The 22,543-nt window shown below is 67.8% G+C and carries 24 protein-coding genes; 18 read left to right on the forward strand and 6 right to left on the reverse strand.

Annotated elements, in window-relative coordinates; translation table 11 throughout:
* Positions 1-88: 88 nt before the first annotated feature.
* Genes BM133_RS05765 through BM133_RS05775 form a run of 3 tightly spaced genes read right to left on the reverse strand, consistent with a single transcriptional unit; the run spans position 89 to position 3,163 of the window.
* On the reverse strand, positions 89-988 hold the full coding sequence (locus BM133_RS05765) for a transglutaminase family protein (protein ID WP_093432259.1): 900 nt from the start codon (positions 986-988) through the stop codon (positions 89-91).
* Between the two features lie 45 nt (positions 989-1,033).
* Positions 1,034-2,872, reverse strand: a complete 1,839-nt coding sequence (gene mnmC / locus BM133_RS05770) for a bifunctional tRNA (5-methylaminomethyl-2-thiouridine)(34)-methyltransferase MnmC2/FAD-dependent 5-carboxymethylaminomethyl-2-thiouridine(34) oxidoreductase MnmC1 (RefSeq protein WP_093432260.1) — start codon at positions 2,870-2,872, stop codon at positions 1,034-1,036.
* Between the two features lie 15 nt (positions 2,873-2,887).
* Positions 2,888-3,163, reverse strand: coding sequence for an oxidative damage protection protein (locus tag BM133_RS05775; protein ID WP_093432262.1), 276 nt, complete (start codon positions 3,161-3,163; stop codon positions 2,888-2,890).
* A 139-nt stretch (positions 3,164-3,302) separates the two neighbouring features.
* Between BM133_RS05775 and BM133_RS05780 the strand changes: the two genes are divergently transcribed.
* From BM133_RS05780 to BM133_RS05830, 11 genes are all read left to right on the forward strand, one after another.
* The gene (locus BM133_RS05780) at positions 3,303-4,352 is read left to right on the forward strand and encodes a sulfate ABC transporter substrate-binding protein (RefSeq protein WP_093432263.1); all 1,050 of its coding nucleotides are present in this window, start codon (positions 3,303-3,305) and stop codon (positions 4,350-4,352) included.
* 92 nt (positions 4,353-4,444) lie between these two features.
* Positions 4,445-5,029: an NADPH-dependent FMN reductase gene (gene ssuE / locus BM133_RS05785; RefSeq protein ID WP_093432265.1), complete on the forward strand. Its 585-nt coding sequence runs from the start codon at positions 4,445-4,447 to the stop codon at positions 5,027-5,029.
* A 121-nt stretch (positions 5,030-5,150) separates the two neighbouring features.
* Complete coding sequence (locus BM133_RS05790) at positions 5,151-6,176, forward strand: sulfonate ABC transporter substrate-binding protein (RefSeq protein WP_093432266.1); 1,026 nt, start codon at positions 5,151-5,153, stop codon at positions 6,174-6,176.
* A 20-nt stretch (positions 6,177-6,196) separates the two neighbouring features.
* A complete protein-coding gene (locus BM133_RS05795) occupies positions 6,197-7,156 on the forward strand; it encodes a sulfonate ABC transporter substrate-binding protein (RefSeq protein WP_093432268.1) in 960 nt (319 codons plus the stop codon).
* On the forward strand, positions 7,156-8,325 hold the full coding sequence (gene ssuD / locus BM133_RS05800; RefSeq protein WP_093435072.1) for an FMNH2-dependent alkanesulfonate monooxygenase: 1,170 nt from the start codon (positions 7,156-7,158) through the stop codon (positions 8,323-8,325). The genes BM133_RS05795 and ssuD overlap by 1 nt, the downstream gene beginning before the upstream one ends.
* 12 nt (positions 8,326-8,337) lie before the next feature.
* Positions 8,338-9,189 (forward strand): aliphatic sulfonate ABC transporter permease SsuC, encoded by an 852-nt coding sequence (gene ssuC, locus BM133_RS05805; RefSeq protein WP_093432269.1) that lies wholly within the window; start codon positions 8,338-8,340, stop codon positions 9,187-9,189.
* Between the two features lie 11 nt (positions 9,190-9,200).
* The gene (locus BM133_RS05810; protein WP_093432271.1) at positions 9,201-10,166 is read left to right on the forward strand and encodes an aliphatic sulfonate ABC transporter substrate-binding protein; all 966 of its coding nucleotides are present in this window, start codon (positions 9,201-9,203) and stop codon (positions 10,164-10,166) included.
* Positions 10,167-10,170: 4 nt separating this feature from the next.
* Positions 10,171-11,007, forward strand: a complete 837-nt coding sequence (locus BM133_RS05815; RefSeq protein ID WP_093432272.1) for an ATP-binding cassette domain-containing protein — start codon at positions 10,171-10,173, stop codon at positions 11,005-11,007.
* Between the two features lie 34 nt (positions 11,008-11,041).
* Complete coding sequence (locus BM133_RS05820; RefSeq protein WP_093432274.1) at positions 11,042-12,328, forward strand: O-acetylhomoserine aminocarboxypropyltransferase/cysteine synthase family protein; 1,287 nt, start codon at positions 11,042-11,044, stop codon at positions 12,326-12,328.
* Positions 12,329-12,350: 22 nt separating this feature from the next.
* On the forward strand, positions 12,351-12,947 hold the full coding sequence (locus BM133_RS05825) for a malonic semialdehyde reductase (protein WP_093432275.1): 597 nt from the start codon (positions 12,351-12,353) through the stop codon (positions 12,945-12,947).
* Between the two features lie 47 nt (positions 12,948-12,994).
* A complete protein-coding gene (locus tag BM133_RS05830) occupies positions 12,995-13,210 on the forward strand; it encodes a TOBE domain-containing protein (protein ID WP_042579699.1) in 216 nt (71 codons plus the stop codon).
* Positions 13,211-13,281: 71 nt separating this feature from the next.
* Here the strand turns inward: BM133_RS05830 and BM133_RS05835 are convergent, their stop codons facing one another.
* Positions 13,282-14,265 carry a LysR family transcriptional regulator gene (locus BM133_RS05835; RefSeq protein ID WP_256219062.1) on the reverse strand — a complete coding sequence of 328 codons (984 nt, stop codon included), beginning with the start codon at positions 14,263-14,265 and terminating at the stop codon, positions 13,282-13,284.
* An 89-nt stretch (positions 14,266-14,354) separates the two neighbouring features.
* On the opposite strand from BM133_RS05835, the gene BM133_RS05840 reads away from it, so the two are divergent.
* On the forward strand, positions 14,355-15,071 hold the full coding sequence (locus tag BM133_RS05840) for an SDR family oxidoreductase (protein WP_093432277.1): 717 nt from the start codon (positions 14,355-14,357) through the stop codon (positions 15,069-15,071).
* Positions 15,072-15,090: 19 nt separating this feature from the next.
* Here BM133_RS05840 and BM133_RS05845 read toward each other — a convergent pair whose 3' ends face one another.
* Positions 15,091-15,537, reverse strand: coding sequence for a hypothetical protein (locus tag BM133_RS05845; RefSeq protein WP_093432278.1), 447 nt, complete (start codon positions 15,535-15,537; stop codon positions 15,091-15,093).
* 145 nt (positions 15,538-15,682) lie between these two features.
* Here BM133_RS05845 and BM133_RS05850 point away from each other — a divergent pair, with 145 nt between their 5' ends.
* The 6 genes from BM133_RS05850 (at position 15,683) to BM133_RS05875 (ending at position 21,454) form a co-directional block, all read left to right on the forward strand.
* The gene (locus BM133_RS05850) at positions 15,683-16,633 is read left to right on the forward strand and encodes a TauD/TfdA dioxygenase family protein (RefSeq protein ID WP_093432280.1); all 951 of its coding nucleotides are present in this window, start codon (positions 15,683-15,685) and stop codon (positions 16,631-16,633) included.
* Between the two features lie 130 nt (positions 16,634-16,763).
* Positions 16,764-17,243, forward strand: coding sequence for a rhodanese-like domain-containing protein (locus tag BM133_RS05855; protein ID WP_093432281.1), 480 nt, complete (start codon positions 16,764-16,766; stop codon positions 17,241-17,243).
* Positions 17,244-17,280: 37 nt separating this feature from the next.
* Positions 17,281-18,195 carry a serine O-acetyltransferase EpsC gene (gene epsC, locus BM133_RS05860; protein WP_093432283.1) on the forward strand — a complete coding sequence of 305 codons (915 nt, stop codon included), beginning with the start codon at positions 17,281-17,283 and terminating at the stop codon, positions 18,193-18,195.
* Positions 18,192-18,461: a helix-turn-helix domain-containing protein gene (locus tag BM133_RS05865; RefSeq protein ID WP_013541111.1), complete on the forward strand. Its 270-nt coding sequence runs from the start codon at positions 18,192-18,194 to the stop codon at positions 18,459-18,461. Before epsC ends, BM133_RS05865 begins: the two co-directional genes overlap by 4 nt.
* 92 nt (positions 18,462-18,553) lie before the next feature.
* The gene (locus BM133_RS05870; protein WP_042579703.1) at positions 18,554-19,486 is read left to right on the forward strand and encodes a family 2A encapsulin nanocompartment shell protein; all 933 of its coding nucleotides are present in this window, start codon (positions 18,554-18,556) and stop codon (positions 19,484-19,486) included.
* 63 nt (positions 19,487-19,549) lie between these two features.
* Positions 19,550-21,454 (forward strand): family 2A encapsulin nanocompartment cargo protein cysteine desulfurase, encoded by a 1,905-nt coding sequence (locus BM133_RS05875; RefSeq protein WP_256219192.1) that lies wholly within the window; start codon positions 19,550-19,552, stop codon positions 21,452-21,454.
* On the opposite strand, the gene BM133_RS05880 is transcribed toward BM133_RS05875, so the two are convergent.
* Positions 21,451-22,455: an alpha/beta hydrolase family protein gene (locus BM133_RS05880; protein ID WP_093432284.1), complete on the reverse strand. Its 1,005-nt coding sequence runs from the start codon at positions 22,453-22,455 to the stop codon at positions 21,451-21,453. The genes BM133_RS05875 and BM133_RS05880 overlap by 4 nt on opposite strands.
* Positions 22,456-22,543 lie beyond the last annotated feature (88 nt).

A 22,543-nucleotide genomic window follows, 5' to 3' on the forward strand; every position in this document is an offset into this window, starting at 1 on the left:
TTCCCGTACCTGCTATCTCCTGCGCGACACCTGCTCGATGTCTGCGCGACATTTGCGCGCTATCTGCGCACTGCCTGCGCGGGTGGGGTCAGCCCTTGCGGCGCGTCACCACCACCGTGGCGTCCAGGCCTTCGTACGCCTCGGCATCGCCATACCAGCTGCCCGAGATCGGCGCGGCCTGCGCCGGGTCGCGCGTGACGCCCACGCGGATCAGCTGCCCGCTGCCCATGAGGTTGTTGGTCGGATCGAACGCCAGCCAGCCGATGCCCGGGAGGTACGCCTGCAGCCAGGCGTGGGTGGTGCCTGCGCCGGTCATCGATTCGCCGGGTGCCTGGGCCGCGCGGTCGAGCGCGGCGTCGTAGAGGTAGCCCGAGACGAAGCGGGTCGCGATGCCCAGGCGCCGCGCGGCCTCCATCATCAGCAGCGCGTAGTCGCGGCAGCTGCCGCTGCCCAACGCCAGCGTGGCCAGCGGCGTCTGCGTGCCTTCCTCGTCGCGCGCCTTGTATTCGAGGCTCTGGCCGATGTGCGCGTTCATGCGCGCGAGCACCTCGCGCGTGCTGTTGGGCTTGTCGGTGTGCAGGAACTGGTGGGCCCAGCGGATCAGCGTGCCGTTGGTGTCGTCGTCGTGGTGCGGGCGCAGGTAGTGCTCCAGGTCCAGGCGCTCCTGCACCGAGTAGGCGAAGGGCAGGAATTCGGCGGCCGGGTCGAGCGCCAGTTGGTCCTGCTGCGCCGGCACGTGCTCGATGGTGAAGGAGCACACGATGCGCAGCTCGGTGGCCTCGCCCATCGGCTGCACCAGCGCGACGGAGTTGGAGTGCGGGTCCTGGATCAATCGCGTGAAGGCCTGGGGGCTCACCTGCAGGTCGGTGGCCAGCACGCGCAGGTCGTGGCTGTCGCGGGGCCGGAACATCACACGGTGCAAACCGAAGGTGACCGGCTTGTTGTAGCGGTAGATGGTGGTGTGCGTGATGTCGTACTGGATGGCCATGGGGCATTCTCACGTGTTCGCGCCGACCCAGGGGAAGCGATTCATTCAGAGCCGCTGCGTGCCGAGCGCCTTGGCCAGCGTGGCGGGCAATGGCAGCGGTTCGCCATGCCATTGCGCGGCCAGCAGTTCGGCGCACAGGGCCGCGAAGCTGAGGCCGCGCGAGCCCAGCGCGGTGCAGGTCCAGAGGCCGGCGGTGTCCTCGTCCAGCGGGCCGACCAGCGGCCGCCGATCGCCCGAGGCGCAGCGCACGCCGACCCAGGCGTTGACTTCGCCGCGCTCGAAAGCCGGGGCCAGTGCCGCGGCGGCGGTGGGGTGCAGCCGGGCGAGGCGGTCGCGGTTCGAGGCGCCGTCGGCAGCGTTCGGAGCGAGGTCCGTGCTGTCGCGCTCGAAGGTGGCACCGGCCAGCCAGAGCGGGGCGCCGTCGGCGTCGGGCACATGGGCGATCAGGTGGCCGTCGCCGTTGAGCGGCGTGGCCGGAAGGACGCGGTCGTTGGCGTGGCCCCATGCGACCTGGCCGCGCACCGGCTGTAGCGGCAGTCCCGGGGCGAAGCGGCCTGATTCGAAACCGGCGGCGACGACCACGCGGTCTGCTGCGATCAACAACCGGTCCGCTGCGTCGAACAGCTGCCAGCCGTCGGTGTTTCGCGCAAGTCGCGCCACGGCGGCGTTGCCACGGAATTCGACACCCGGCTGGCGCAACCACGCCTCGATCAGGCGCGACGGGCGCACCCAACCGGCACGCGCGTGCCAGAGCGCGGCGGCGCCGGCTGGCAGGCCGGCCGCTTCCAACTGCTCCGCGCTCGCAGGCCACGATTCGTTGGGGCCGCTGTCGCTCCAGCCGGCAGGCACGCGCGTGTCGCCCTCGGGCCGCCGTTCCAGCACCCCGCTGGCACGCCAGTCGCGGCCTTCTTCGAGGAGGCGCTGCAGTTCGAACCAAGTGGCGCGAATGCCCGCGCGCGTGAGACGCGAGAGCAGGGCGTCGTCGGGCGACACATGGGGCGCCAGCACGCCGACCGGCAGCCCGGAGGCGCCCGAGGCAGGGCGCGAGGCCGCATCAAGCACCGTGACCTGCCACCCGCGCCGCGCGAGGCTCGCGGCGACGGCCGAGCCCGCCAGGCCGGCGCCGATCACTGCGCAACGCCCCGGCGCGTCGATCCGCGCGGGCACCGGGCCGCGGCGCCGCACCGTCCAGGCCGGCGCGAACACGCCGCCGAGGCCGTCGCGCCTGGGCGGCAGGCCCGGGCGCCTTTCGAGCTGGAAGCCGTTCTGCGAGAGCGCATCCCATACCGCGCGCGCACAGGTCCAGGTGGCAAGACCGGTGCCTTGCCGGGCGAATCGCGACACGGCCTTCAGCGTCTCGGCCGACCACATCGCCGGGTTCTGCTGCGGGCTGAAACCATCGAGAAAGAGGCTGTCGGCCTCGAAGCGCTGGGAGCGCAGCATGGCCTGCACATCGCCGATGCACAGCGTGAGCAGGACGCGGCCTTCGTCGAAAGCGAGCCGGTGAAAGCCTGGCAGCAGCCCCTGCCACTGCGCGACCAGTTCCCGGGCCAGCGACGCCAGTTCGGGATACGCCTCTACAGCCCGCAAGAGATCGTCCGCCCCGACCGGATGCGCCTCCACCGAGACGAAATGCAGCATCCGCGGCCGGTTCGCATCGGAGCGCCATGCCTGCCAGGTTGTCAGGAAATTGAGGCCCAGCCCGAAGCCGGTTTCCAGAATCCGCCATTGCGGTTGCCCGGCCCAGGCCGCTGGCAGGCCGCAGCCGCCCAGGAACACATGGCGCGATTGCGCCAGCGCTCCGGTTTCGGTGTGATAGATGTCGTCGAAGCGTTCGCTGCGAGGGACGCCGTCGGCGCGCCAGGCCACTGGCTCAGCGGTCACGGCGGGCAGCGACGTTCAGGCCGCCGGTGGGGGCACGTAGCCCTGGGCGACGTCGGCGCCTTCGCCGAAGAAATGCTTTTCCATTTGCCGCGCCAGGTACTGGCGGGCGCGCAGATCGGCCAGGTTCAGCCGGTTTTCATTGACCAGCATGGTCTGCTGCTTGAGCCAGGCGGCCCAGGCTTCCTTGCTGACGTTTTCCCACAGGCGCTTGCCCAGGTCGCCGGGATAGGGCGGGAAGTCGAGCCCTTCGGCCTCTTTGCCGAGCTTGATGCACTGGATCATGCGTGCCATTTTTTTGCCTCTTGGGTGGGGTAAGCGTGTCGCTTAGTTGATTTGGCTATTTAGAACTGAAAACTTGGTCGTTCCAGTTTCTATATGTCGTATTGAGAATACGCAGCTTCATTGATATGCCTTTTTAGAGCAAGACACCATGAGCCTTCGCCGCGACTTTATCAAGCTTTCCCTGGGTGCCGGCGTGGCCGGTGCCTTGGCCCTCTCGGCGTTGCCGACGTTCGCCCAGGGTGCGGCCGCCGCCAAGGGCCCCGTGACGCTGCTGAACGTGTCGTACGACCCGACGCGCGAGCTCTACGTGGACTACAACCAGGCCTTCGCGAAGTACTGGAAGGGCAAGACCGGCCAGGACGTGACCGTCAAGCAGTCGCACGGCGGCTCGGGCAAGCAGGCCCGCTCGATCATCGACGGCATCGACGCCGACGTGGCCACGCTGGCCCTGGGCGGCGACATCGATGCGCTCGTCACCCACGGCGGCCTGGTCAAGGCCGACTGGCAGAAGCACCTGCCGCTCAATTCGGCTCCCTACACCTCGACCATCGTGTTCCTGGTGAAGAAGGGCAACCCCAAGGGCCTGAAGGACTGGGACGACCTGGTCAAGCCCGGCGTGCAGGTGATCACCCCCAACCCCAAGACCTCGGGCGGCGCCCGCTGGAACTACCTGGCCGCCTGGGAATTCGCCAAGCGCAAGTACGGCAGCGACGCCAAGGCCAAGGAATACGTGGGCAACCTGTACAAGAACGTGCCCGTGCTGGACACCGGCGCGCGCGGATCGACCATCACTTTCGTGCAGCGCGGCGTGGGCGACGTGCTGCTGGCCTGGGAAAACGAAGCCTTCCTGGCGCTGAAGGAATTCGGCCCCGAGAAGTTCGAGATCGTGGTGCCGTCCATCTCCATCCTGGCCGAGCCCAGCGTGGCCGTCGTCGACAAGGTCGTCGACAAGAAGGGCACCCGTGCCGTGGCCGAGGAATACCTGAAGTACCTCTACTCCGACGAAGGCCAGGACATCGCGGGCCGCAACTTCTACCGCCCGACCTCCGAGAAGGCCAAGGCCAAGTACGACAAGCAGTTCCCCAAGCTCACGCTGGTGACCATCGACCAGGCCTTCGGCGGCTGGGCGAAGGCGGACAAGGAGCACTTCGCAGACGGTGCTTCGTTCGACCAGATCTACACCACGAAGCAAAAGTAATCCGCGCTGCCAGGCCGGTTCTCAGGGCGCCCGTTCCGCGGGCGCCGCGACCCGGCACGCCTTGAATCCCCGAAGAAAACCGAAAGCCTCCTGTGTCCGTTCTCCTGATTGCCGGCAGCCCCTCGGCCCCGTCCCGTTCCACCGCCTTGCTAGAGGCCGTGGGCGAGCGGCTGGCCAAACGCAATGCCCGCATCGAGCGGCTCTCGATCCGCGACCTGCCCGCACAGGCGCTGCTGCTGGCCGAGTGGACCCATCCGGCCATCGAGCGCGCCATCGCCCAGGTGGCGGCGGCCCGCGTGATCGTGGTGGCCACGCCGGTCTACAAGGCGGCCTACAGCGGCGTGCTGAAGGTCTTTCTCGACCTGCTCGCGCAGAACGCCCTCAAGGGCAAGACCGTGCTGCCGTTGGCCACGGGCGGCAGCCCCCATCACATGCTCGCGCTCGACTACGCGCTGCGGCCCGTGCTGCAGTCGCTGGCGGCGCGCCACATCCTGCCGGGCGTCTATGCGAGCGACTCGCAGATCGCGCTGACGCCCGAGAACGCCTACCAGGTGCACAACGACCTGGCCGAGCGACTCAACGAGGCCGTCGAGGTGCTTGCGACAGAGGGCCTCAAATTGCCCGCGACACACGGCTTCGAACCGGTGCCGTTCTCCCGCGTGCGATGTAGCGTCTGAGCGCGGGGTTCCTCGTAGAACCCGGCGTCGCCAGACCCATCCCCGTCCCCGTTTTTCAAAGCCGCCTGTGCGTGGCAAGGGGACAGCTTTGCCCAAAGTTTTTGCACCAAGGAATCCCCGCATGAACCCCGTTGCCACCGAAGACTCCGCGTTCGAAGCGCCGCCGCGCTCGATCTGGCAGGCGCTGCGCGACCTGGCGATCAGCACGATCGTGGTCGCCGCCGTCGCGCTGATCGTGAGCTTCATCTCCGCCGCATCCGCCCATGCCCAGGGCAAGGGCGAGTTGCGCATCGGCTACCAGAAATCGGCCAGCCTCTTCGTGCTGCAGAAGGCGCAGGGCACGCTCGAGAAGAAGCTCGCGCCGCTGGGCTTCGGCGTCAAGTGGGTCGAGTTTCCGGCCGGCCCGCAACTGCTCGAAGGGCTGAACGTCGGCGCGGTCGACGTGGGCTATGTAGGCGAGGCGCCGCCCATCTTCGCGCAGGCCGCGGGTGCGAAGTTCGTCTACGTCGGCTACGACCCGGCTGCGCCGCGCGCCGAGGCGATCCTGGTCACGAAAGATTCGCCGATCAAGTCCGTCGCGGAACTCAAGGGCAAGAAGGTCGCGCTCAACAAGGGCAGCAACGTGCACTACCTGCTCGTGAAGCAACTCGAGAAGAACGGCCTGAAGTTCTCCGACATCCAGCCCGTGTACCTGGCCCCCGCCGACGGCCGCGCCGCCTTCGAGAGCAAGAACGTGGATGCCTGGGTGATCTGGGACCCGTTCCAGGCCGCCGCCGAGAAGGCCACCGGCGCCCGGGTGCTCGCCGACGGCACCACCGACGTGGTCAACAACTACCAGTTCTACCTGGGCGAGCGCAGCTTCGTGAAGAACAACCCGAAGGTCATCGACGCGCTCTTCGCCGATTCGGTGGAGCAGGGCATCTGGCTCAAGAAGAACCTGCGCCAGGCGGCCGAGCAGATCGCGCCGCTGCAGGGCCTGCCGGTCGACGTGGTCGAGCTGGCGCTGCGCCGCTACGAGTTCAACGTGAAGCCGATCACGCCCGCCGTCGCGGCCGGCCAGCAGCAGATCGCCGACACCTTCTTCGCGCTGAAGCTCATTCCCAAGCCCATCAAGGTCAGCGACGCGGTGGTCGCCGCGCAGCCCTGAATCTCTTTCAAGCACACGCCATGAACCGCCTCTCCATTCCCCGCCGCCGCCTGATTCAGGGCGCAGCCGCAGCCGCCATCGCACTGCCTTCGTTCGCCGCACTGGCCCAGGCGCCCGCGCGCCAGTTCCGTGTCGGCAACCAGAAGGGCACGCTGAACATCCTCAAGGGCCGCGGCACGCTGGAGAAGCGGCTCGCGCCGCTGGGCGTCACGGTCAAGTGGACCGAGTTCACCGCCGGGCCGGTGCAGCTGGAAGCGCTGAACGTCGGCTCGATCGACTTCGGCGATGTCGGCGAAGCGCCGCCCATCTTCGCGCAGGCCGCCGGGGCTCCGCTGGCCTATGTGGCCGCCACGCAGCACCGCCCGCAGACCGAGGCCGTGCTGGTGCCCAAGGGCTCCGCCATCAAGACGGTGGCCGATCTCAAGGGCAAGAAGATCGCGCTCAACAAGGGCTCCAACGTCCACTATTTCATCGTCAAGCTGTTCGAGAAGCACGGCCTGTCGTATGCCGACCTGAACCCGGCCTACCTGCCGCCGGCCGATGCGCGCGCCGCGTTCGAGAAAGGCTCGGTCGACGCCTGGGTGATCTGGGATCCGTTCCTGGCCGCTGCAGAGAAAACGCTGGACGCGCGCATCCTCGCCGACGCCACGGGCGTGGTGGGCAACCGCGCCTACTACTTCTCGTCGCTCGACTACGTGGCCAAGAACGCCGACGTGCTGGCCATCGCCGTCGAAGAACTCAACAAGGTCGACGCTTGGGGCGCGGCGAACAAGGGCGACCTGGCCGCCGAGCTGGCCGCGCTGTGGGGTTTGCCCAAGCCCGTGGCCGACGTCACCGTGGCGCGCACGGCCTATGGCATCACGCCGATCACCAGGGCCATCCTGGCCGAGCAGCAGAAGATCGCCGACACCTTCTTCGATCTGAAGCTGATCCCGAAAAAGATCAACGTGCTCGAAGCCGCCGGCGCGGGAGTCGCGTGATGCAGATCTTCTGGTTTCTCCCGACGCACGGCGACAGCCGCTACCTCGGCACCAGCGAGGGCGCACGCCCCATCGACCTGGCCTACCTGCAGCAGATCGCGGGCGCGGCCGACAACCTCGGCTACGAAGGCGTGCTGATTCCCACCGGCCGCTCGTGCGAGGACCCGTGGGTGATCGCCTCCAGCCTGATCGGCTCGACCAAGAATCTCAAGTTCCTGGTCGCCGTGCGCCCGGGCCTGCACCAGCCCAGCCTCGCCGCGCGCATGGCCGCGACCTTCGACCGGCTCTCGGGCGGGCGCCTGCTCGTGAACCTCGTGACCGGGGGCGACCAGGCCGAGCTCGAAGGCGATGGCGTGTACCTGGACCACGCCTCGCGCTACGAACAGTCGGCCGAGTTCATCCGCATCTGGCGCGAGATCCTCACGCGCAGCCACGACGGCCAGGGCTACGACTTCGAAGGCAAGCACCTGAGCGTGAAGGGCGCCAAGCTGCTGTATCCGCCGGTGCAGACGCCGTACCCGCCGGTGTGGTTCGGCGGCTCGTCGGCCGCCGCACACGACCTTGCCGCAGAGCAGGTCGATGCGTACCTGACATGGGGCGAGCCGCCCGCCGAAGTCGCCAGGAAGATCGCTGACGTGCGCACCCGCGCTGAGAAACAGGGCCGCCGCGTCGAGTTCGGCATTCGCCTGCACGTGATCGTGCGCGAGACCGAAGACGCCGCATGGAAGGCCGCCGAAGAACTGATCAGCCGCGTGGACGACGACACCGTCATCCGCGCCCAGGCCGCCTTTGCGCGCATGGATTCCGAAGGCCAGCGCCGCATGGCCGCGCTGCATGCGGGCGGTGCCAAGCGCTCGCGCGCCGAGTTGGAGATTTCGCCGAACCTCTGGGCCGGCGTGGGCCTCGTGCGCGGCGGCGCGGGCACGGCCCTCGTGGGCGACGCGAAGACCGTCGCGGCGCGCATCGAGGAATACGCGGCGCTCGGCCTCGACAAATTCATTCTCTCGGGCTACCCGCACCTGGAAGAGGCGTACCGCTTCGCCGAGCTGGTGTTCCCGCTGCTCTCGCGCAAGGCGCAGTCGCGACTGGCCGGCGGCTCGCTGAGCGGACCGTTCGGCGAGGTCGTCGCCAACCTCGACGCGCCGTCGCGCCTCGTCTCCCAGAGTTGAACAAGGAATTCCATGACTGAACAAGTACAGGAGCTTCCGGTGGCTTCGACCGACGAAGGCGCAGGCACCGGCAACGCGTTCAAGGCCTTCGGCCTCAATGTGGCGGGCCGCCTCGTTCCCTGGCTCGTGCCGGTGGGGCTCATCGTGTTCTGGCAGATCGCCTCGTCGCTCGGCTGGCTCTCCACGCGCGTGCTGCCGGCACCGGTCGACGTGGTCAAGGCCGCGTGGTCGCTCACGGTGTCCGGCGAACTCTGGACGCACGTGAAGGTGAGCGCGGGCCGCGCGCTCGCGGGCCTGGCCATCGGCGGCGGCGCGGGGCTGGCGCTGGGCCTGCTCACGGGCTCGGTGAAGTTCGCCGAGACGCTGCTCGACTCGACCATCCAGATGGTGCGCAACATTCCCGCGCTCGCGCTGATTCCACTGGTGATCCTCTGGTTCGGCATCGATGAATCGGCCAAGCTGTTTTTGATCTCGGTGTCGGTGTTCTTCCCGATTTACCTCAATACCTTCCACGGCATCCGCAACGTCGATCCGCAGCTCATCGAGATGGGCCGCACCTACGGCCTCACGCGCTGGCAGCTGTACCGCGAGGTGATCCTGCCGGGCGCGCTGTCGTCGATCCTCGTGGGGCTGCGCTTTTCGCTGGGCCTCATGTGGGTGATCCTGATCGTGGCCGAGACGATCTCGGCGCAGGCCGGCATCGGGTACCTCACGATGAATGCCCGCGAATTCCTGCAGACCGACATCGTGCTCGTGGGCATCCTCTTGTATGCGCTGCTGGGCAAGCTGGCCGACCTGTTCGCGCGCGGCCTGGAGCAGTGGTGGCTGCGCTGGCACCCGGGCTATCAGAAGAAGCCGAAGTGAGGGCAGGGCACATGAACCACACCATCTCCCGACGCGCGGCCATCGCCACGCTGGGCGCATGGAGCGCCGGTGCCGTGCTGGCACAGGGCGTCGCGCCGCGACCCGTCACCGTGCGCTTCGGCTACCAGAAGTCGTCGACGCTCACGGCCCTGCTCAAGGCGCAGGGCACGCTCGAAAAGCAACTCGCGCCGCTCAACGCCACGCTGAGCTGGCACGAGTTCACCAGTGGCCTGCCGCTGCTGGAGGCGCTGAACCTGGACAACCTGGACCTCAGCGCCGACGTGGCCGACACGGTGCCCGTGTTCGCGCAGGCGGCCGGTGCCGAGCTGACCTTCATCGCACAGGAAGCGCCGTCGCCCGCCGCGCAAGCCATCGTCGTGAAAGACGACTCGCCGCTCAAGACCGTGGCCGACCTGAAGGGCAAGAAGGTCGGCTTCGCGAAAGCGGCCGGCGCGCACTACCTGCTGATCGCCGCGCTGGAGAAGGCCGGGCTCTCGTTCAAGGACATCGAGCCCGCCTACCTCACGCCGGCCGATGGCCGCGCCGCCTTCGAGAAGGGCGCCATCGACGCGTGGGTGGTGTGGGACCCGTTCCTGGCCGCCGCGCAGCGCCAGTCGAAGGTGCGCGTGCTGGCCGACGGCGCGGGCATCGCGTCGTACCAGCGCTACTACCTCGCGAGCACCAAGTTCGCGAAGGCGCGGCCCGACGTGCTGCGCGTCATCTACGCCGAGCTCGAGAAGACCGGCAAGTGGGTCAAGCAGAACCCCAGGGAGGCCGCCGCGCTGCTGTCGCCCGTGTGGGGCCTGGACGCCGCGACCATCGAACAAGCCAACAGCCGCCGCAGCTACGCGGTGCGCCCGGTCGTGGCCGAGGGCCTGACCGAGCAGCAGCGCATTGCCGACGCCTTCTTCGGCGAGAAGCTGCTGCCCCGAAAACTCAATGCGCTCGACGTAGCGCTATTCAAACCCGGAGCCTGAGTTCATGAGTGCCGTTCTGAAAGACATCCAACCCCAGGCCATCGCCGGTGGCGTGCGCCTGGAAGCGCGCGGCCTGCACAAGCGCTACGGCACGCGCGACGTGCTGCGCAACACCAAGCTGACCATCGAGCCGGGCCAGTTCATCGCCATCGTGGGGCGCAGCGGCTGCGGCAAGAGCACGCTGCTGCGGCTGATCGCGGGGCTCGAAGAGGCGACCTCCGGCGGCCTCTACACCGACGGCAAGGCCGTGAACGGCCTGCACGACGACACCCGCATCATGTTCCAGGAGGCGCGCCTCCTGCCCTGGCGCCGCGTGCTCGACAACGTGACGCTGGGCCTGGCGAACGACGCCAAGCCGCGCGGCAAGGAAGTGCTCGCGCAGGTGGGCCTGGCCGACCGCGAGAACGAATGGCCGGCGCGCCTGTCGGGCGGACAGCGCCAGCGCGTGTCGCTCGCCCGCGCACTGGTGCATCACCCGCGCCTCTTGCTGCTGGACGAACCGCTGGGCGCGCTGGACGCGCTCACCCGCATCGAGATGCACCGGCTCATCGAGAACCTCTGGCAGCGCCACCGCTTCACCGCCTTGCTGGTGACGCACGACGTGCAGGAAGCCGTGGCCCTGGCGGACCGCGTGATCCTCATTGAAGACGGCCGCATCGCGCTGGACGAAAACATCGCCCTGGCCCGCCCGCGCTCGCAGGGCGACCCGGCCTTCGCGGCCATCGAAAAACGCATCCTCGACAGGGTGCTGCAAAAGCCCGGAACTTCCGAAGAGGCTGACGGCAGCACCGACGCCAACTGGCTTGGCCGACCCGCGCATGCGCTGCGCTGGGCCATCTGAGCCTTCCTTCATCCGTCCCTGAAAGGCAGTCCCCATGTCGCAGAACTGGAAATTCGAAACCCTCTCGGTGCACGCCGGCTATTCGCCCGAGCCGACCACGCGCGCCGTCGCGCCGCCGATCTACCAGACGGTGGCCTACGCGTTCGACAGTGCGCAGCACGGCGCCGACCTGTTCGACCTGAAGGTGCCGGGCAACATCTACACCCGCATCAACAACCCGACGCAGGATGTGCTGGAGCAGCGCGTGGCCGCGCTCGAAGGCGGCATCGCGGCGCTCGCGCTGGCCTCGGGCCAGGCGGCCGTGACCTATGCGATCCAGACCATCGCGGAGGCCGGCGACAACATCGTGAGCAGCACCGCGCTCTATGGCGGCACCTACAACCTCTTTGCGCACACGCTGCCGCAGTTCGGCATCACCACGCGCTTTGCGGACCACCGCGATCCGAAGAGCTTCGAGAAGCTCTTCGACGACAAGACCAAGGCGGTGTTCGTCGAGTCGCTGGGCAACCCGGCGGGCAACGTGACGGACATCGCGGCCATCGCCGAGATCGCGCACCGCCATGGCGTGCCGCTGATCGTGGACAACACCGTGCCTTCGCCGTACCTGAGCCGGCCCATCGAGCACGGCGCGGACATCGTGGTGCATTCGCTCACCAAGTACCTGGGCGGCCACGGCACCAGCATCGGCGGGGCCATCGTCGACTCGGGCAAGTTCCCGTGGGCCGAGCACAAGGCGCGCTTCAAGCGACTGAACGAGCCCGACGTGAGCTACCACGGCGTGGTCTACACCGAGGCGCTGGGCCCGGCCGCCTACATCGGCCGCGCGCGCGTGGTGCCGCTGCGCAATACCGGCGCGGCCATCTCGCCGTTCAACGCCTTCCTGATCCTGCAGGGCATCGAGACGCTGGCATTGCGCATGGACCGCATCAGCAGCAATGCGCTCAAGGTGGCGCAGCACCTGAAGACGCACAAGGCCGTGAACTGGGTGAACTACGCGGCGCTCGAAGACCACCCCGACCATGCGCTCGCGCAGAAGTACTTCGGCGGCAAGTCCAGCGGCGTGCTGACCTTCGGCATCGGCAGCGGCCGTGAAGGCGGCGCGAAGTTTCTCGATGCGCTGAAGCTCTTCACGCGCCTGGTGAACATCGGCGACGTGCGCTCGCTGGCCACGCACCCGGCCTCGACCACGCACCGGCAACTCTCGCCCGAAGAGCTCGCCAAGGCCGGCGTGACGGAAGACACCGTGCGCCTGTCGGTCGGCATCGAGCACATCGACGACCTGATCGCCGACCTGGACGTGGCACTCGCGGCCGCGTCCTGACCGCTTCGACGAACGTAAAACCATGACAACACTCAACGCCATTCCCGAAGCGGCGCTCGACCAGCTGTTCCGCAAGGCCCGCACCGTGCACGCCTTCAAGCCGGTGCCCGTCACCGACGAGCTGATCCACAAGCTCTACGACCTCGTGAAGTGGGGCCCGACCGCCTACAACGCGCAGCCCGCGCGCTATGTGTTCGTGCGCAGCGAAGAGGCCAAGGGCAGGCTGAAGCCCGCGGTGTCGTCCGGCAACGCGGCGCAGACGCTGGCCGCCGGCGTGACGGTGATCGTGGCGCACGACACGCGCTTCTACGAACACCTGCCCACGCAGTTCCCGGCCTACGACGCCAAGCCCTTCTTCGAGAAGAGCGCCGAAGCCGCAGAGGCCACGGCCTTTCGCAACAGCAGCCTGCAGGGCGCCTACCTGATCCTGGCCGCGCGCTCGCTCGGCCTGGACGCGGGGCCGCAGTCGGGCTTCAACGCGGGGCTGCTCGACAAGGCGTTCTTTCCCGACGGCCGCTATCGCGCCAACTTCCTCGTGAATCTCGGCGTGGCCGACCACGCCGGCACCTTCCAACGCGGGCCGCGGCTCGGGTTCGACGACGTGGCGCAGATCCTCTGATCTCCCCATCCCATCCTTTATTTCTTCAACCTGAAAGAGAAACCATCATGTCCATCCAAGCCATCAACGTGCGCAACCAGTTCAAGGGCAAGGTCCGCGAAATCATCCGCGGCGACGTCGTCTCCGAAGTCGATGTCGAAACCGCCTGGGGCATCGTGACCTCGGTCATCACCACGCGCTCGATCGACGAGCTGCAGCTGAAGGTCGGCTCCGACGTGGTCGCGCTCGTGAAGTCGACCGAGGTTTCTATCGCGAAGCTCTGACGGACCCTCGGGCGATTGCGAACAACCCGGCGTCCTCGCGGCGCCGGGTTTTTTTGTGGGTGCGCGCAGCGCTAGGGCAAGTGGTCGATCGGCCCCTGCGCTTCACGGCACGCTGCCATCACCGTGGCGCGCAACCAGCGATGCGCCGGGTCGGCGTGCAGGCGGGGATGCCACATCATGGAGACCACGATCTCCGGCGTGCGCACCGGAAGGTCGAAGCTTGCAAGGCCTTGCCCGGGCAGGGCGGTACTTGCCAGGGCGCTGTCGGCGCAGGAGCGTGGCACGAGCGCGACCAGGTCCGATTGGTGCGCAATGCGCATCGCATCCAGGAATCCAGGCACCACGGCGACGATTGTTCGTCGAAGTCCCAGCTCTTGGAGCGCGTCGTCGACCGGGCCCGTGAAGCTGCCGCGACGCGAGGCCACGACATGCTGGCACGCCGCATAGCGCTCGGGCGTCACGGGGCCTTCTGTCAGCAGCGGATGTCCCGGCCGCGCGACGCCGACAAAATGCTCTCGAAAGAGCGACTGCATGCGTATTTCCGGGGCAGACGACCCGAGCACGCCGATCTCCAGGTCGATGTCTCCCTGCCGCAGCGGACCGGCATCCTTCTGAGGCTTGGGGGCAAAGCGCAGGCGCACGCGCGGAGCGGCCGCTGCGACGGCAGCCACCAGTTTCCCAGAGCGCACTTGCACGAACCCCTCGTTGGCGCGGATCGTGAAAGTCCGCTCGAGCGAGGCGAGATCGAGATCGCCGGATTGCGGGCTGAACACCGCCCGCACGTCGCGGGCAAGCCGGTGCACATGGTCGCCCAGTTCGGCGGCGCGCGGTGTGGGCACCAGTCCGCGCCCCGCGCGCACGAGCAGTGGATCGCCGGTTGCAGACCGCAGGCGCGCCAGCGTGCGACTCATCGCAGAAGAACTCAGGCCAAGGCGCCGGGCGGCGCCAGTGACGCTCCCTTCGACAAGCAGCGCGTCGAGCGCGAAAAGCAGGTTCAGATCGACATCATCCATTCGCGAGCCCTGGTTGTTTGCCGACTTGGCGTGGCGTCCCATGCAACTGCATTGTGCGTGCCATGCGTCTGGCGCCTGCGGGTCTGGTGGATCACACTGACCGTCACTTCAGGCAACCGAAAGAACTCCCCATGCACAAACTCACTTCACACGGCGCCACCGGTGCGCTTCTCCTCGTTGGCGCATCGCGCGGTCTGGGCCTCGCGATGGCTGTCGAATTTCTGGCCAGGGGGTGGAGCGTCGTCGGCACGGTTCGCGGCAGCGGCAGGACGAAGCTGCACGACCTGGCGGACGAATACAAGGGCCGTCTCGAGATCGAATCTCTGGACATCACCCAAACGAACGAGATTGCGGCACTGCGCGAACGCCTGTCCGGCCGCAGCTTCGACATGCTGTTCGTGAACGCCGGGACCGCCAACGACAACCAGGGCGAGACCATCGCGGATGTCTCGACGGAAGAGTTCGTGCGCGTGATGGTCACGAATGCGCTGAGTCCGATGCGTGTCGTCGAGGGTTTGCAGGACCTGGTCTCCGGGAGCGGCGTGATCGGCGTCATGTCATCGGGACAGGGCAGCGTCGGCAACAACGAGAAGGGAGGGCATGAGATCTACAGAGGCAGCAAGGCGGCCCTGAACATGTACATGCGAAGCTACGCCGCCCGCCATGCCGGCGAGGCGCGCGCCCTGGCGCTGATTGCGCCGGGCTGGATACGCACCGAGCTGGGAGGCCCCGATGCACCCCTGAGCATCGGGGAGAGCATTCCGAAGGTCGTGGATGTGCTTGTGGCGCAACAGGGGCGGCCCGGCTTGCGGTATCTGGACCGCGACGGGAACGCCGTTCCCTGGTGAAGATGCGCTCGCGCTTCGTTCACTGCAGCCTGGGCAGGAACGAGGTGTCCATGTGATAGCGCTTCGGATTGTTGATATCGACATAGACCGGAATCCACTCCTGCACATAGTCGGTCGGATCGAACCAGAGGTTGGCGCTGCGAAAGACGTGCAGGCGGTTGTTGCCCGCGTCGTGCCAGCGGGCGACGATGCGATACGGGTGCTCCCCGTTCACCTCGATGCTGCCGTTCTGCTCGACCTCCTGGAACTCGGCCTCGATGAGCTGGCCGTTCTGCCGCAGGTCGGCCTCCTTCTGCGCGCTCCAGCGGCCGAAGGCGATGATGCCGCCGCCGACGCCCGCGAAGATCACGCCCATGATCGTCAAGGCCAGCTTGGCCTCGGGGTCCACGAAGATGGCGCCGACCAGGAGCAAGAGTCCGATGACCAGGAAGAGCCACTTGATGAGGGTGATGACTTTGTGATCCATGGCGCCACTGTGCCTTTGTTTCGCGCAGTTCGATATATCCAGCATGGCTTAGTCGAATGGGGCATGAGGTACTGCGAACAGCTTCCTTCCGGCCTGGAAAGCCGCCTCGCAGAATCTTTGGAATCAACCCCAACGAGGACCTTCGATGAGCGCCATTCTTTCTTCTCCGGCCCCGCTGCAGGACACGCGGGACAGCGACCTGGACATCGTCCGCCAGGCCGGCCACATCGGCGCCGAGGTGCGCGGCGTGCGGCTCTCGGGCGAACTGCAGCCGGAGGTGTTCCGCTCGATCAAGGTGGCGCTCCTGAAGCACAAGGTGCTGTTCTTCCGCGGACAGCAGCACCTGGACGACACGCAGCAGCAGGCCTTCGGCCGCCTCTGGGGCGAACTGGTGCCGCATCCCACCGTGCCCTCCAAGGACGGCACGAAGCTGCTCGAACTCGACTCGCGCCACGGCGGCCGCGCCAACTCGTGGCACACCGACGTGACCTTCGAGGTGGCCTATCCGCAGGTGTCGATCCTGCGCGCGGTCGTGATCCCGCCCTATGGCGGCGACACGGTCTGGGCCAACACCGTGGCCGCCTATGAGAGCCTCCCGGACGACCTGAAGGCGCTGGCCGACCGGCTGCGCGCGGTGCATGGCAACGACTACGACTACGCCGCCTCGCGACAGCCCGCAGATCTCGCCGACGAGGGCGTCAGGCGCTACAAGGAGGTGTTCACCCGGCGCCTTCTCGAAGCCGAGCACCCGGTGGTGCGCGTGCACCCCGAGACCGGGGAGCGCAGCCTGGTGCTGGGCCATTTCGTGAAGCGGCTGGCCGGCCATTCGACGCACGACTCGGGCCATCTGCTGAGCGTGCTGCAAAGCCACGTGCACCGCCTGGAGAACACGGTGAGCTGGCGCTGGACGAAGGGCGACGTGGCCATCTGGGACAACCGGGCCACGCAGCACTACGCGATCAACGACTACGGGGACCAGCACCGGGTGGTGCGGCGCGTGACGATCGCGGGCGATGTGCCGCATGGCGTGGACGGTGCGAAAAGCGTGGACCTGACCGCGCCGGCCGTGCGCGCGGCGGAGGCGGCTGCCGCCTGAATGCTGCGCTATACAACGTCCGGTTGTTAGAAATCGACTTTTCAGTCGTTGGAGGTTCCGGGCGACGCTCCTAAAGTGGTGGTTATCGCCATCAAAGGCGAATTCCAACGCACAACAGGAGCCGCACAGCATGTCAGTGGAAGTTGAAGAAATCGTCTTGCCCGAAGCACTGGAACAGGCGCGCGCCAAGGCCGCCGAAAACAACTGGCCCCATGCCGGCGGCGTGACGCCGACGGTGGCCTGGGACCTCGTGCAGAAAGGCCAGGCCGTGCTGGTCGACGTGCGCTCGGGCGAGGAACGCAAGTTCGTCGGCCATGTGCCCGAGAGCCTGCATGTGGCCTGGGCCACGGGCACTGCGCTCACGCGCAATCCGCGCTTCGTTCGCGAACTCGAGGCCAAGCTCGCGAAAGAGGGCGGCAAGGATGCCGTGGCGCTGCTGCTGTGCCGCAGCGGCAAGCGTTCCGCGCTGGCGGCCGAGGCGGCTGCCAAGGCCGGCTTCACCAACGTCTTCAACGTGCTCGAAGGTTTCGAGGGCGAGATCGATGCGCAGCAGCACCGCGGTGGTGCCGATGGCTGGCGCTTTCACCAGCTGCCGTGGGTGCAGGACTGAGACCCCCTACACAAGACGTTCACGGGAGAAAAAACAAATGGCCCACTTCGAGGTAAGCGACATCGTGCGCGCGCTGCACGGCGTGCGCGACGAATGGCGCGATTCGCAGCGGCGCTCGCGCGAGCCCGGTGCGCGCGAGTTTCCGTCGCGCGACGCGCTCGCGCAGATCGTCGAATCGCTCAAGGGCGCGCTCTTTCCGATGCGGCTCGGCCCGCCGGACCTGCGCCATGAGAGCGAGGACTTCTACGTCGGCCACACGCTCGACGCCGCCCTGCAGGCGCTGCTGCTGCAGGCGCGCCTGGAACTCAATTTCAACGCGCGCCTCCAGCCGCGCCCCGCCAGCGAGATCGACGACCTCGCCACCGAGGCCGTGCGCCAGTTCGCCAACGCGCTGCCCGACCTTCGCCGCCTGCTCGACAGCGACGTGCTCGCCGCCTACCAGGGCGACCCGGCCGCGCGCAGCGTCGACGAGGTGCTGCTGTGCTATCCGGGCGTGCTTGCGATGATCCATCACCGCCTCGCGCACACGCTCTACAGGCTCGAGCTGCCGCTGCTCGCGCGCATCGTCGCGGAGCTCGCGCACGGGCAGACCGGCATCGACATCCACCCCGGTGCGCAGATCGACGCGGGCTTCTTCATCGACCACGGCACGGGCGTCGTGATCGGCGAGACGGCCGTCATCGGAAAGCGCGTGCGGCTCTACCAGGCCGTGACGCTGGGCGCCAAGCGCTTTCCCACCGACACCGAGGGCAACCTGCAGAAAGGCCTGCCGCGGCATCCGGTGGTGGAAGACGACGTGGTCATCTACGCGGGCGCGACCATCCTGGGCCGCGTGACGCTGGGCAAGGGCGCGGTGATCGGCGGCAACGTCTGGATCACCGACGACGTGAAGCCGGGTGCCAGCGTGACGCAGGCCAGTTTGCAGAACGCACCGAAAGCGAGCGCGCCATGAAAGCCTTTGTCGAAGATTTCGGCGTGACCGTGCGCCAGTTGCGCGAGGCGAACGGCTGGTCGCAAGAGCAGCTTGCGGAACGCTCGGACCTCAATCGCTCCTATGTGGGCGAGGTCGAACGCGGCCGCGTGATCCCCTCCATCGTCACCGCGCAGAAGCTCGCGACGGCGCTGGGCATCAACATCGTGAACCTGCTCGCGCGCTGCGAGCAGCTGGAGCAATCGCGTCTTGCAAGGCGGATCAACTTGGCGGCTATAGCCTGTTGAGGGAAAACCCGGGGCCACCGGACACTCGGTGCGTCGATGCAGATCGCCGCGTCGATGTCCCCGTTTTCTTTCCAACCCCGGAGCCTTGATCCATGAGCGCAACAGTCGGTGGTACCACCGCCCTTGGCGACAACGCCGCACGCCAGCTAGCCAATGCCACCAAGACAGTCCCCCAGCTGGAGACCATCAGCCCGCGCTGGCTGACGCACCTCCTGCAATGGGTGCCGGTGGAGGCGGGCATCTACCGCGTCAACAAGGTCAAGAACCCCGAGTCGATCAAGGTCACCTGCACCTCGCGCGAAGAAGAAAACCAGCTGCCGCGCACCTTCGTCGATTACGAAGAGAACCCGCGCGAGCACTACCTCAATGCCGTGAGCACCGTGCTGGACGTGCACACCCGCATCTCCGACCTGTACAGCAGCCCGCACGACCAGATCAAGGAGCAGCTGCGCCTCACGATCGAGACGATCAAGGAGAACCAGGAGAGCGAGCTCATCAACAACCCCGACTACGGCCTGCTGGCCCAGGTGAGCGAAGAGCAGCGCATCTTCCCGCTGACCGGTGCGCCCACGCCGGACGACCTGGACGAGCTGCTCACCAAGGTGTGGAAGGAGCCCGCGTTCTTCCTCACGCACCCGCTGGCCATTGCCGCCTTCGGCCGCGAGGCCACGCGCCGCGGCACGCCGCCGCCGACCGTGAGCCTGTTCGGTTCGCAGTTCATCACCTGGCGCGGCATTCCGCTGATTCCGTCGAACAAGGTGCCGGTGGCCGACGGCAAGAGCAAGATCCTTTTGCTGCGCGTGGGCGACAAGCGCCAGGGCGTGGTGGGCCTGTTCCAGCCGGGCCTCTCGGGTGAGCAGAGCCCGGGGCTGTCGGTGCGCTTCATGGGCATCAACAACCATGCGATCGCGTCGTACCTGATCTCGCTGTACTGCTCGCTCGCGGTGCTGACCACCGACGCGCTGGCGGTGCTCGACGACGTCGAGATCGGCAAGTACCACGACTATCCCGACACCTACAAGTAAGCCGCGGTGAGCAACCCAACGATTCCGGGCGAGGCGCCGTTCGATCCGGCGATCCTCGCGCGCATGGCGAGCGCCATGTTCGCCGCCCTGCCGGGCACGGCACCCGCCTATTTTCCGGGCACGCCGCCGACCTCGCTGCCCGGCGTGGCGAGCGGGCTGGTGCCGGGTGCGCAGTTCCCGTCCAACATCGCGCCGCCGGGCTCGCCGCTGGTGAGCCCCGCCGGCTTCGGTCCCAGCGTGCCGGGCACGCCGATTCCGCAGGGGCAGATTCCGGGCGCCAATGTGCTGCCGGCATCGCCAACCCAGTTGCCTTCGCTCGCGAACCGCGCGCCGGCCCTGCTGCCGCATGCGGTCGCGGGCAATGGCGTGCCGGACAACGTGTTGTCCGTGGCGCCGGCCTTCGAGCCGCGTTCGGGCGGCACGGTGCTGGGGGTGCCGCAGCAGGTCGGTGCGCCCGCATCGCCGCAATCGGCCACGTCACCGTTCTACTTCCTGAACAACAGCTACGGACATCCAACGGCCGGTGCCAGCGATGGCTTCGCGATTCACGATCCGTTCGCAGGCCTGGCGGCGCCGACGGCTCAACCGGCATTGCCGCCGAGCCCGCCTTCGGCGCCGGCTGGCCGCGATGCACAGTTCTACTTCGTCGATGCCGTGCGCCTGCCCAACGGCTTCGTCACGCCGGCGAAGGCCGATCCGCGCGGTCCCGACGCGGTGCCGCTCGCCGGCAGCGGGCAGCATCCGCCGTTCGACGTCCATGCCGTGCGCCGCGACTTCCCGATCCTGCAGGAGCGCGTCAACGGCAAGCAGCTCGTGTGGTTCGACAACGCGGCCACCACGCACAAGCCGCAGTCGGTCATCGACCGCATCGCGTATTTCTACGCGCACGAGAACTCGAACATCCATCGCGCGGCGCATGAGCTCGCCGCGCGTGCGACCGATGCCTATGAAGGAGCACGCGAGCGCGTGCGCAAGTTCATCAACGCGCCCGAAGTCGAAGAGGTGATCTTCGTGCGCGGCACCACCGAGGCCATCAACCTCGTGGCCAAGAGCTGGGGCGGCCAGCACGTGGGCGAGGGCGACGAGATCATCGTCTCCAACCTCGAGCATCACGCCAACATCGTGCCGTGGCAGCAGCTCGCCGCCGCCAAGGGCGCGAAGCTGCGCGTGATCCCCGTGGACGACTCCGGGCAGGTGCTGCTCGACGAATACCGCAAGCTCTTGAACGACCGCACGAAGATCGTCGCGGTCACGCAGGTCTCCAACGCACTGGGCACCGTGGTGCCGGTGAAGGAGATCGTCGAGCTTGCGCATCGCGCCGGCGCCAAGGCGCTGGTCGACGGCGCGCAGTCGGTCTCGCACATGCGCGTGGACGTGCAGGACCTCGGTGCCGATTTCTTCGTGTTCTCCGGCCACAAGGTGTTCGGCCCGACCGGCATCGGCGTGGTCTGGGGCAAGCGCGAAGTGCTCGAGGACATGCCGCCCTGGCAGGGCGGCGGCAACATGATTGCCGACGTGACCTTCGAGAAGACCGTGTTCCAGCCGATCCCGAACAAGTTCGAGGCCGGCACCGGCAACATCGCCGATGCGGTGGGCCTGGGCGCCGCGATCGACTACGTCAACAAGGTCGGCATCGAGAACATCGCGCGCTACGAGCACGACCTGCTCGTGTACGGCATGGCGCAGCTCGGTGCGATCCCGGGCGTGCGGCTGATCGGTACGGCGGCCGACAAGGCCAGCGTGATGTCCTTCGTGCTCGACGGCTACACCACCGAGGAAGTGGGCCACGCGCTGAACGACGAAGGCATCGCGGTGCGCACGGGCCATCACTGCGCGCAGCCGATCCTGCGGCGCTTCGGCGTGGAGACGACGGTGCGGCCTTCGCTCGCGTTCTACAACACCTTCGACGAGGTGGATCGCCTGGTCGCCGTGGTGCGGCGCCTCGCCGGTCAGCGGCGCGCCGGCTAGGGCTTGGACGCCGGCGCGAGGTGCTGCCTGAAGAAGGCGAGCACTGCGGCGTTCAGCTGTGCGTGGAAGGCCACGCGGTCGAAGCCGGAGGCGTCGCTGCAGATCTCGGGCAAGGTCCTGGCCATCGCCTCGGAACAGGGTGCAAGAAAGGCGAAGTGCGCGGAGCCGGGCTGCACGCGGTAGTCGGGCGGCGAGGGCAGGGCGCGCCGCGCGGCATCCACGTCGCGGGGCAGCACGCCGTCGCCACCGCGCTCGGAGGCCCAGAGCTGGATCGGGATCGTCACGTTCTTCAGGCGCTCGGCATCGAAGACCATGGCGAGCGGATCGGCGATCACCGCGGCCTTGATGCGGGCGTCGTGGACCACCGGCGTGGCGAGAAGCTCGCGCAACCGCTGCCGGGCCTGCACGCAGGCCGCGCCTTCCGGCGCTGATATGCAGGTCGCCGCGGCACGGGACGGAAGCCGCTCGAAATCCGGACGGCCGCCGGCGAGCGCAAGGCCTGTGAAGCCGCCTCTGGAGAAGCCGAAGAAGCCGATCTGTCCGGCCGCCAGCCGGTCGTGCGCGGGCCATTGCACGAGCATGTAGTCGACGAGCCGCTGGATGTCGGTGGTGCGCGTCGCGAGCGCGGAGAGCTTGTCGTTCGGAGTGCCTTGGACCTGGAAGTTGTCGTTCGAATGGTTGATGGCCGCGACGACGAAGCCCGCATCGGCCAGCGCTTGCGCTGTGTCGTGGTGGCCGAGGAAGGAGCCGCCGTAGCCATGCGACAGCACGACCAGCGGCAGCGGGCCGCTTGCCGCGACCGGGCAATCCCGCACGCCGGCAATCGCGTAGAGGCCGAGCCTGATTTCGCCGGCCGGCGCGGCGCAGGGTGTCCACACCGCGCCGCGCAGCGCCGGGCCCCCGGCGTCGGCCGGTATCTCGAAGGTGCTGAAGCCCGCGGCGTGCGCGAATGCGGCAAGGAGACAGAAGGCGGCGGCGACGAGAAAGCGAAGAAAAGGCATGGCGAATCCTGCGTGAAGGTCGAACGTCAATCTGCGGCGGATGCGGATCGGCACAGGGACCGTGCCTGTGCCGAGGGCGTTATGCTGC

Origin of the sequence: Variovorax sp. 770b2 (assembly GCF_900115685.1) — a bacterium.
GTDB lineage: Bacteria > Pseudomonadota > Gammaproteobacteria > Burkholderiales > Burkholderiaceae_C > Variovorax.

Coding starts and splice junctions, on each gene's coding strand:
- BM133_RS05810 (WP_093432271.1), top strand. CDS start 9,201: ATGAACCACACCATCTCCCGACGCGCGGCCATCGCCACGCTGGGCGCA.
- BM133_RS05815 (WP_093432272.1), top strand. CDS start 10,171: ATGAGTGCCGTTCTGAAAGACATCCAACCCCAGGCCATCGCCGGTGGC.
- BM133_RS05850 (WP_093432280.1), top strand. CDS start 15,683: ATGAGCGCCATTCTTTCTTCTCCGGCCCCGCTGCAGGACACGCGGGAC.
- BM133_RS05780 (WP_093432263.1), top strand. CDS start 3,303: ATGAGCCTTCGCCGCGACTTTATCAAGCTTTCCCTGGGTGCCGGCGTG.
- ssuC (WP_093432269.1), top strand. CDS start 8,338: ATGACTGAACAAGTACAGGAGCTTCCGGTGGCTTCGACCGACGAAGGC.
- BM133_RS05865 (WP_013541111.1), top strand. CDS start 18,192: ATGAAAGCCTTTGTCGAAGATTTCGGCGTGACCGTGCGCCAGTTGCGC.
- BM133_RS05845 (WP_093432278.1), bottom strand. CDS start 15,537: ATGGATCACAAAGTCATCACCCTCATCAAGTGGCTCTTCCTGGTCATC.
- ssuD (WP_093435072.1), top strand. CDS start 7,156: ATGCAGATCTTCTGGTTTCTCCCGACGCACGGCGACAGCCGCTACCTC.
- BM133_RS05775 (WP_093432262.1), bottom strand. CDS start 3,163: ATGGCACGCATGATCCAGTGCATCAAGCTCGGCAAAGAGGCCGAAGGG.
- BM133_RS05820 (WP_093432274.1), top strand. CDS start 11,042: ATGTCGCAGAACTGGAAATTCGAAACCCTCTCGGTGCACGCCGGCTAT.
- BM133_RS05880 (WP_093432284.1), bottom strand. CDS start 22,455: ATGCCTTTTCTTCGCTTTCTCGTCGCCGCCGCCTTCTGTCTCCTTGCC.
- BM133_RS05825 (WP_093432275.1), top strand. CDS start 12,351: ATGACAACACTCAACGCCATTCCCGAAGCGGCGCTCGACCAGCTGTTC.
- BM133_RS05855 (WP_093432281.1), top strand. CDS start 16,764: ATGTCAGTGGAAGTTGAAGAAATCGTCTTGCCCGAAGCACTGGAACAG.
- epsC (WP_093432283.1), top strand. CDS start 17,281: ATGGCCCACTTCGAGGTAAGCGACATCGTGCGCGCGCTGCACGGCGTG.
- BM133_RS05830 (WP_042579699.1), top strand. CDS start 12,995: ATGTCCATCCAAGCCATCAACGTGCGCAACCAGTTCAAGGGCAAGGTC.
- BM133_RS05840 (WP_093432277.1), top strand. CDS start 14,355: ATGCACAAACTCACTTCACACGGCGCCACCGGTGCGCTTCTCCTCGTT.
- BM133_RS05875 (WP_256219192.1), top strand. CDS start 19,550: ATGGCGAGCGCCATGTTCGCCGCCCTGCCGGGCACGGCACCCGCCTAT.
- BM133_RS05790 (WP_093432266.1), top strand. CDS start 5,151: ATGAACCCCGTTGCCACCGAAGACTCCGCGTTCGAAGCGCCGCCGCGC.
- BM133_RS05795 (WP_093432268.1), top strand. CDS start 6,197: ATGAACCGCCTCTCCATTCCCCGCCGCCGCCTGATTCAGGGCGCAGCC.
- BM133_RS05765 (WP_093432259.1), bottom strand. CDS start 988: ATGGCCATCCAGTACGACATCACGCACACCACCATCTACCGCTACAAC.
- BM133_RS05870 (WP_042579703.1), top strand. CDS start 18,554: ATGAGCGCAACAGTCGGTGGTACCACCGCCCTTGGCGACAACGCCGCA.
- BM133_RS05835 (WP_256219062.1), bottom strand. CDS start 14,265: ATGGGACGCCACGCCAAGTCGGCAAACAACCAGGGCTCGCGAATGGAT.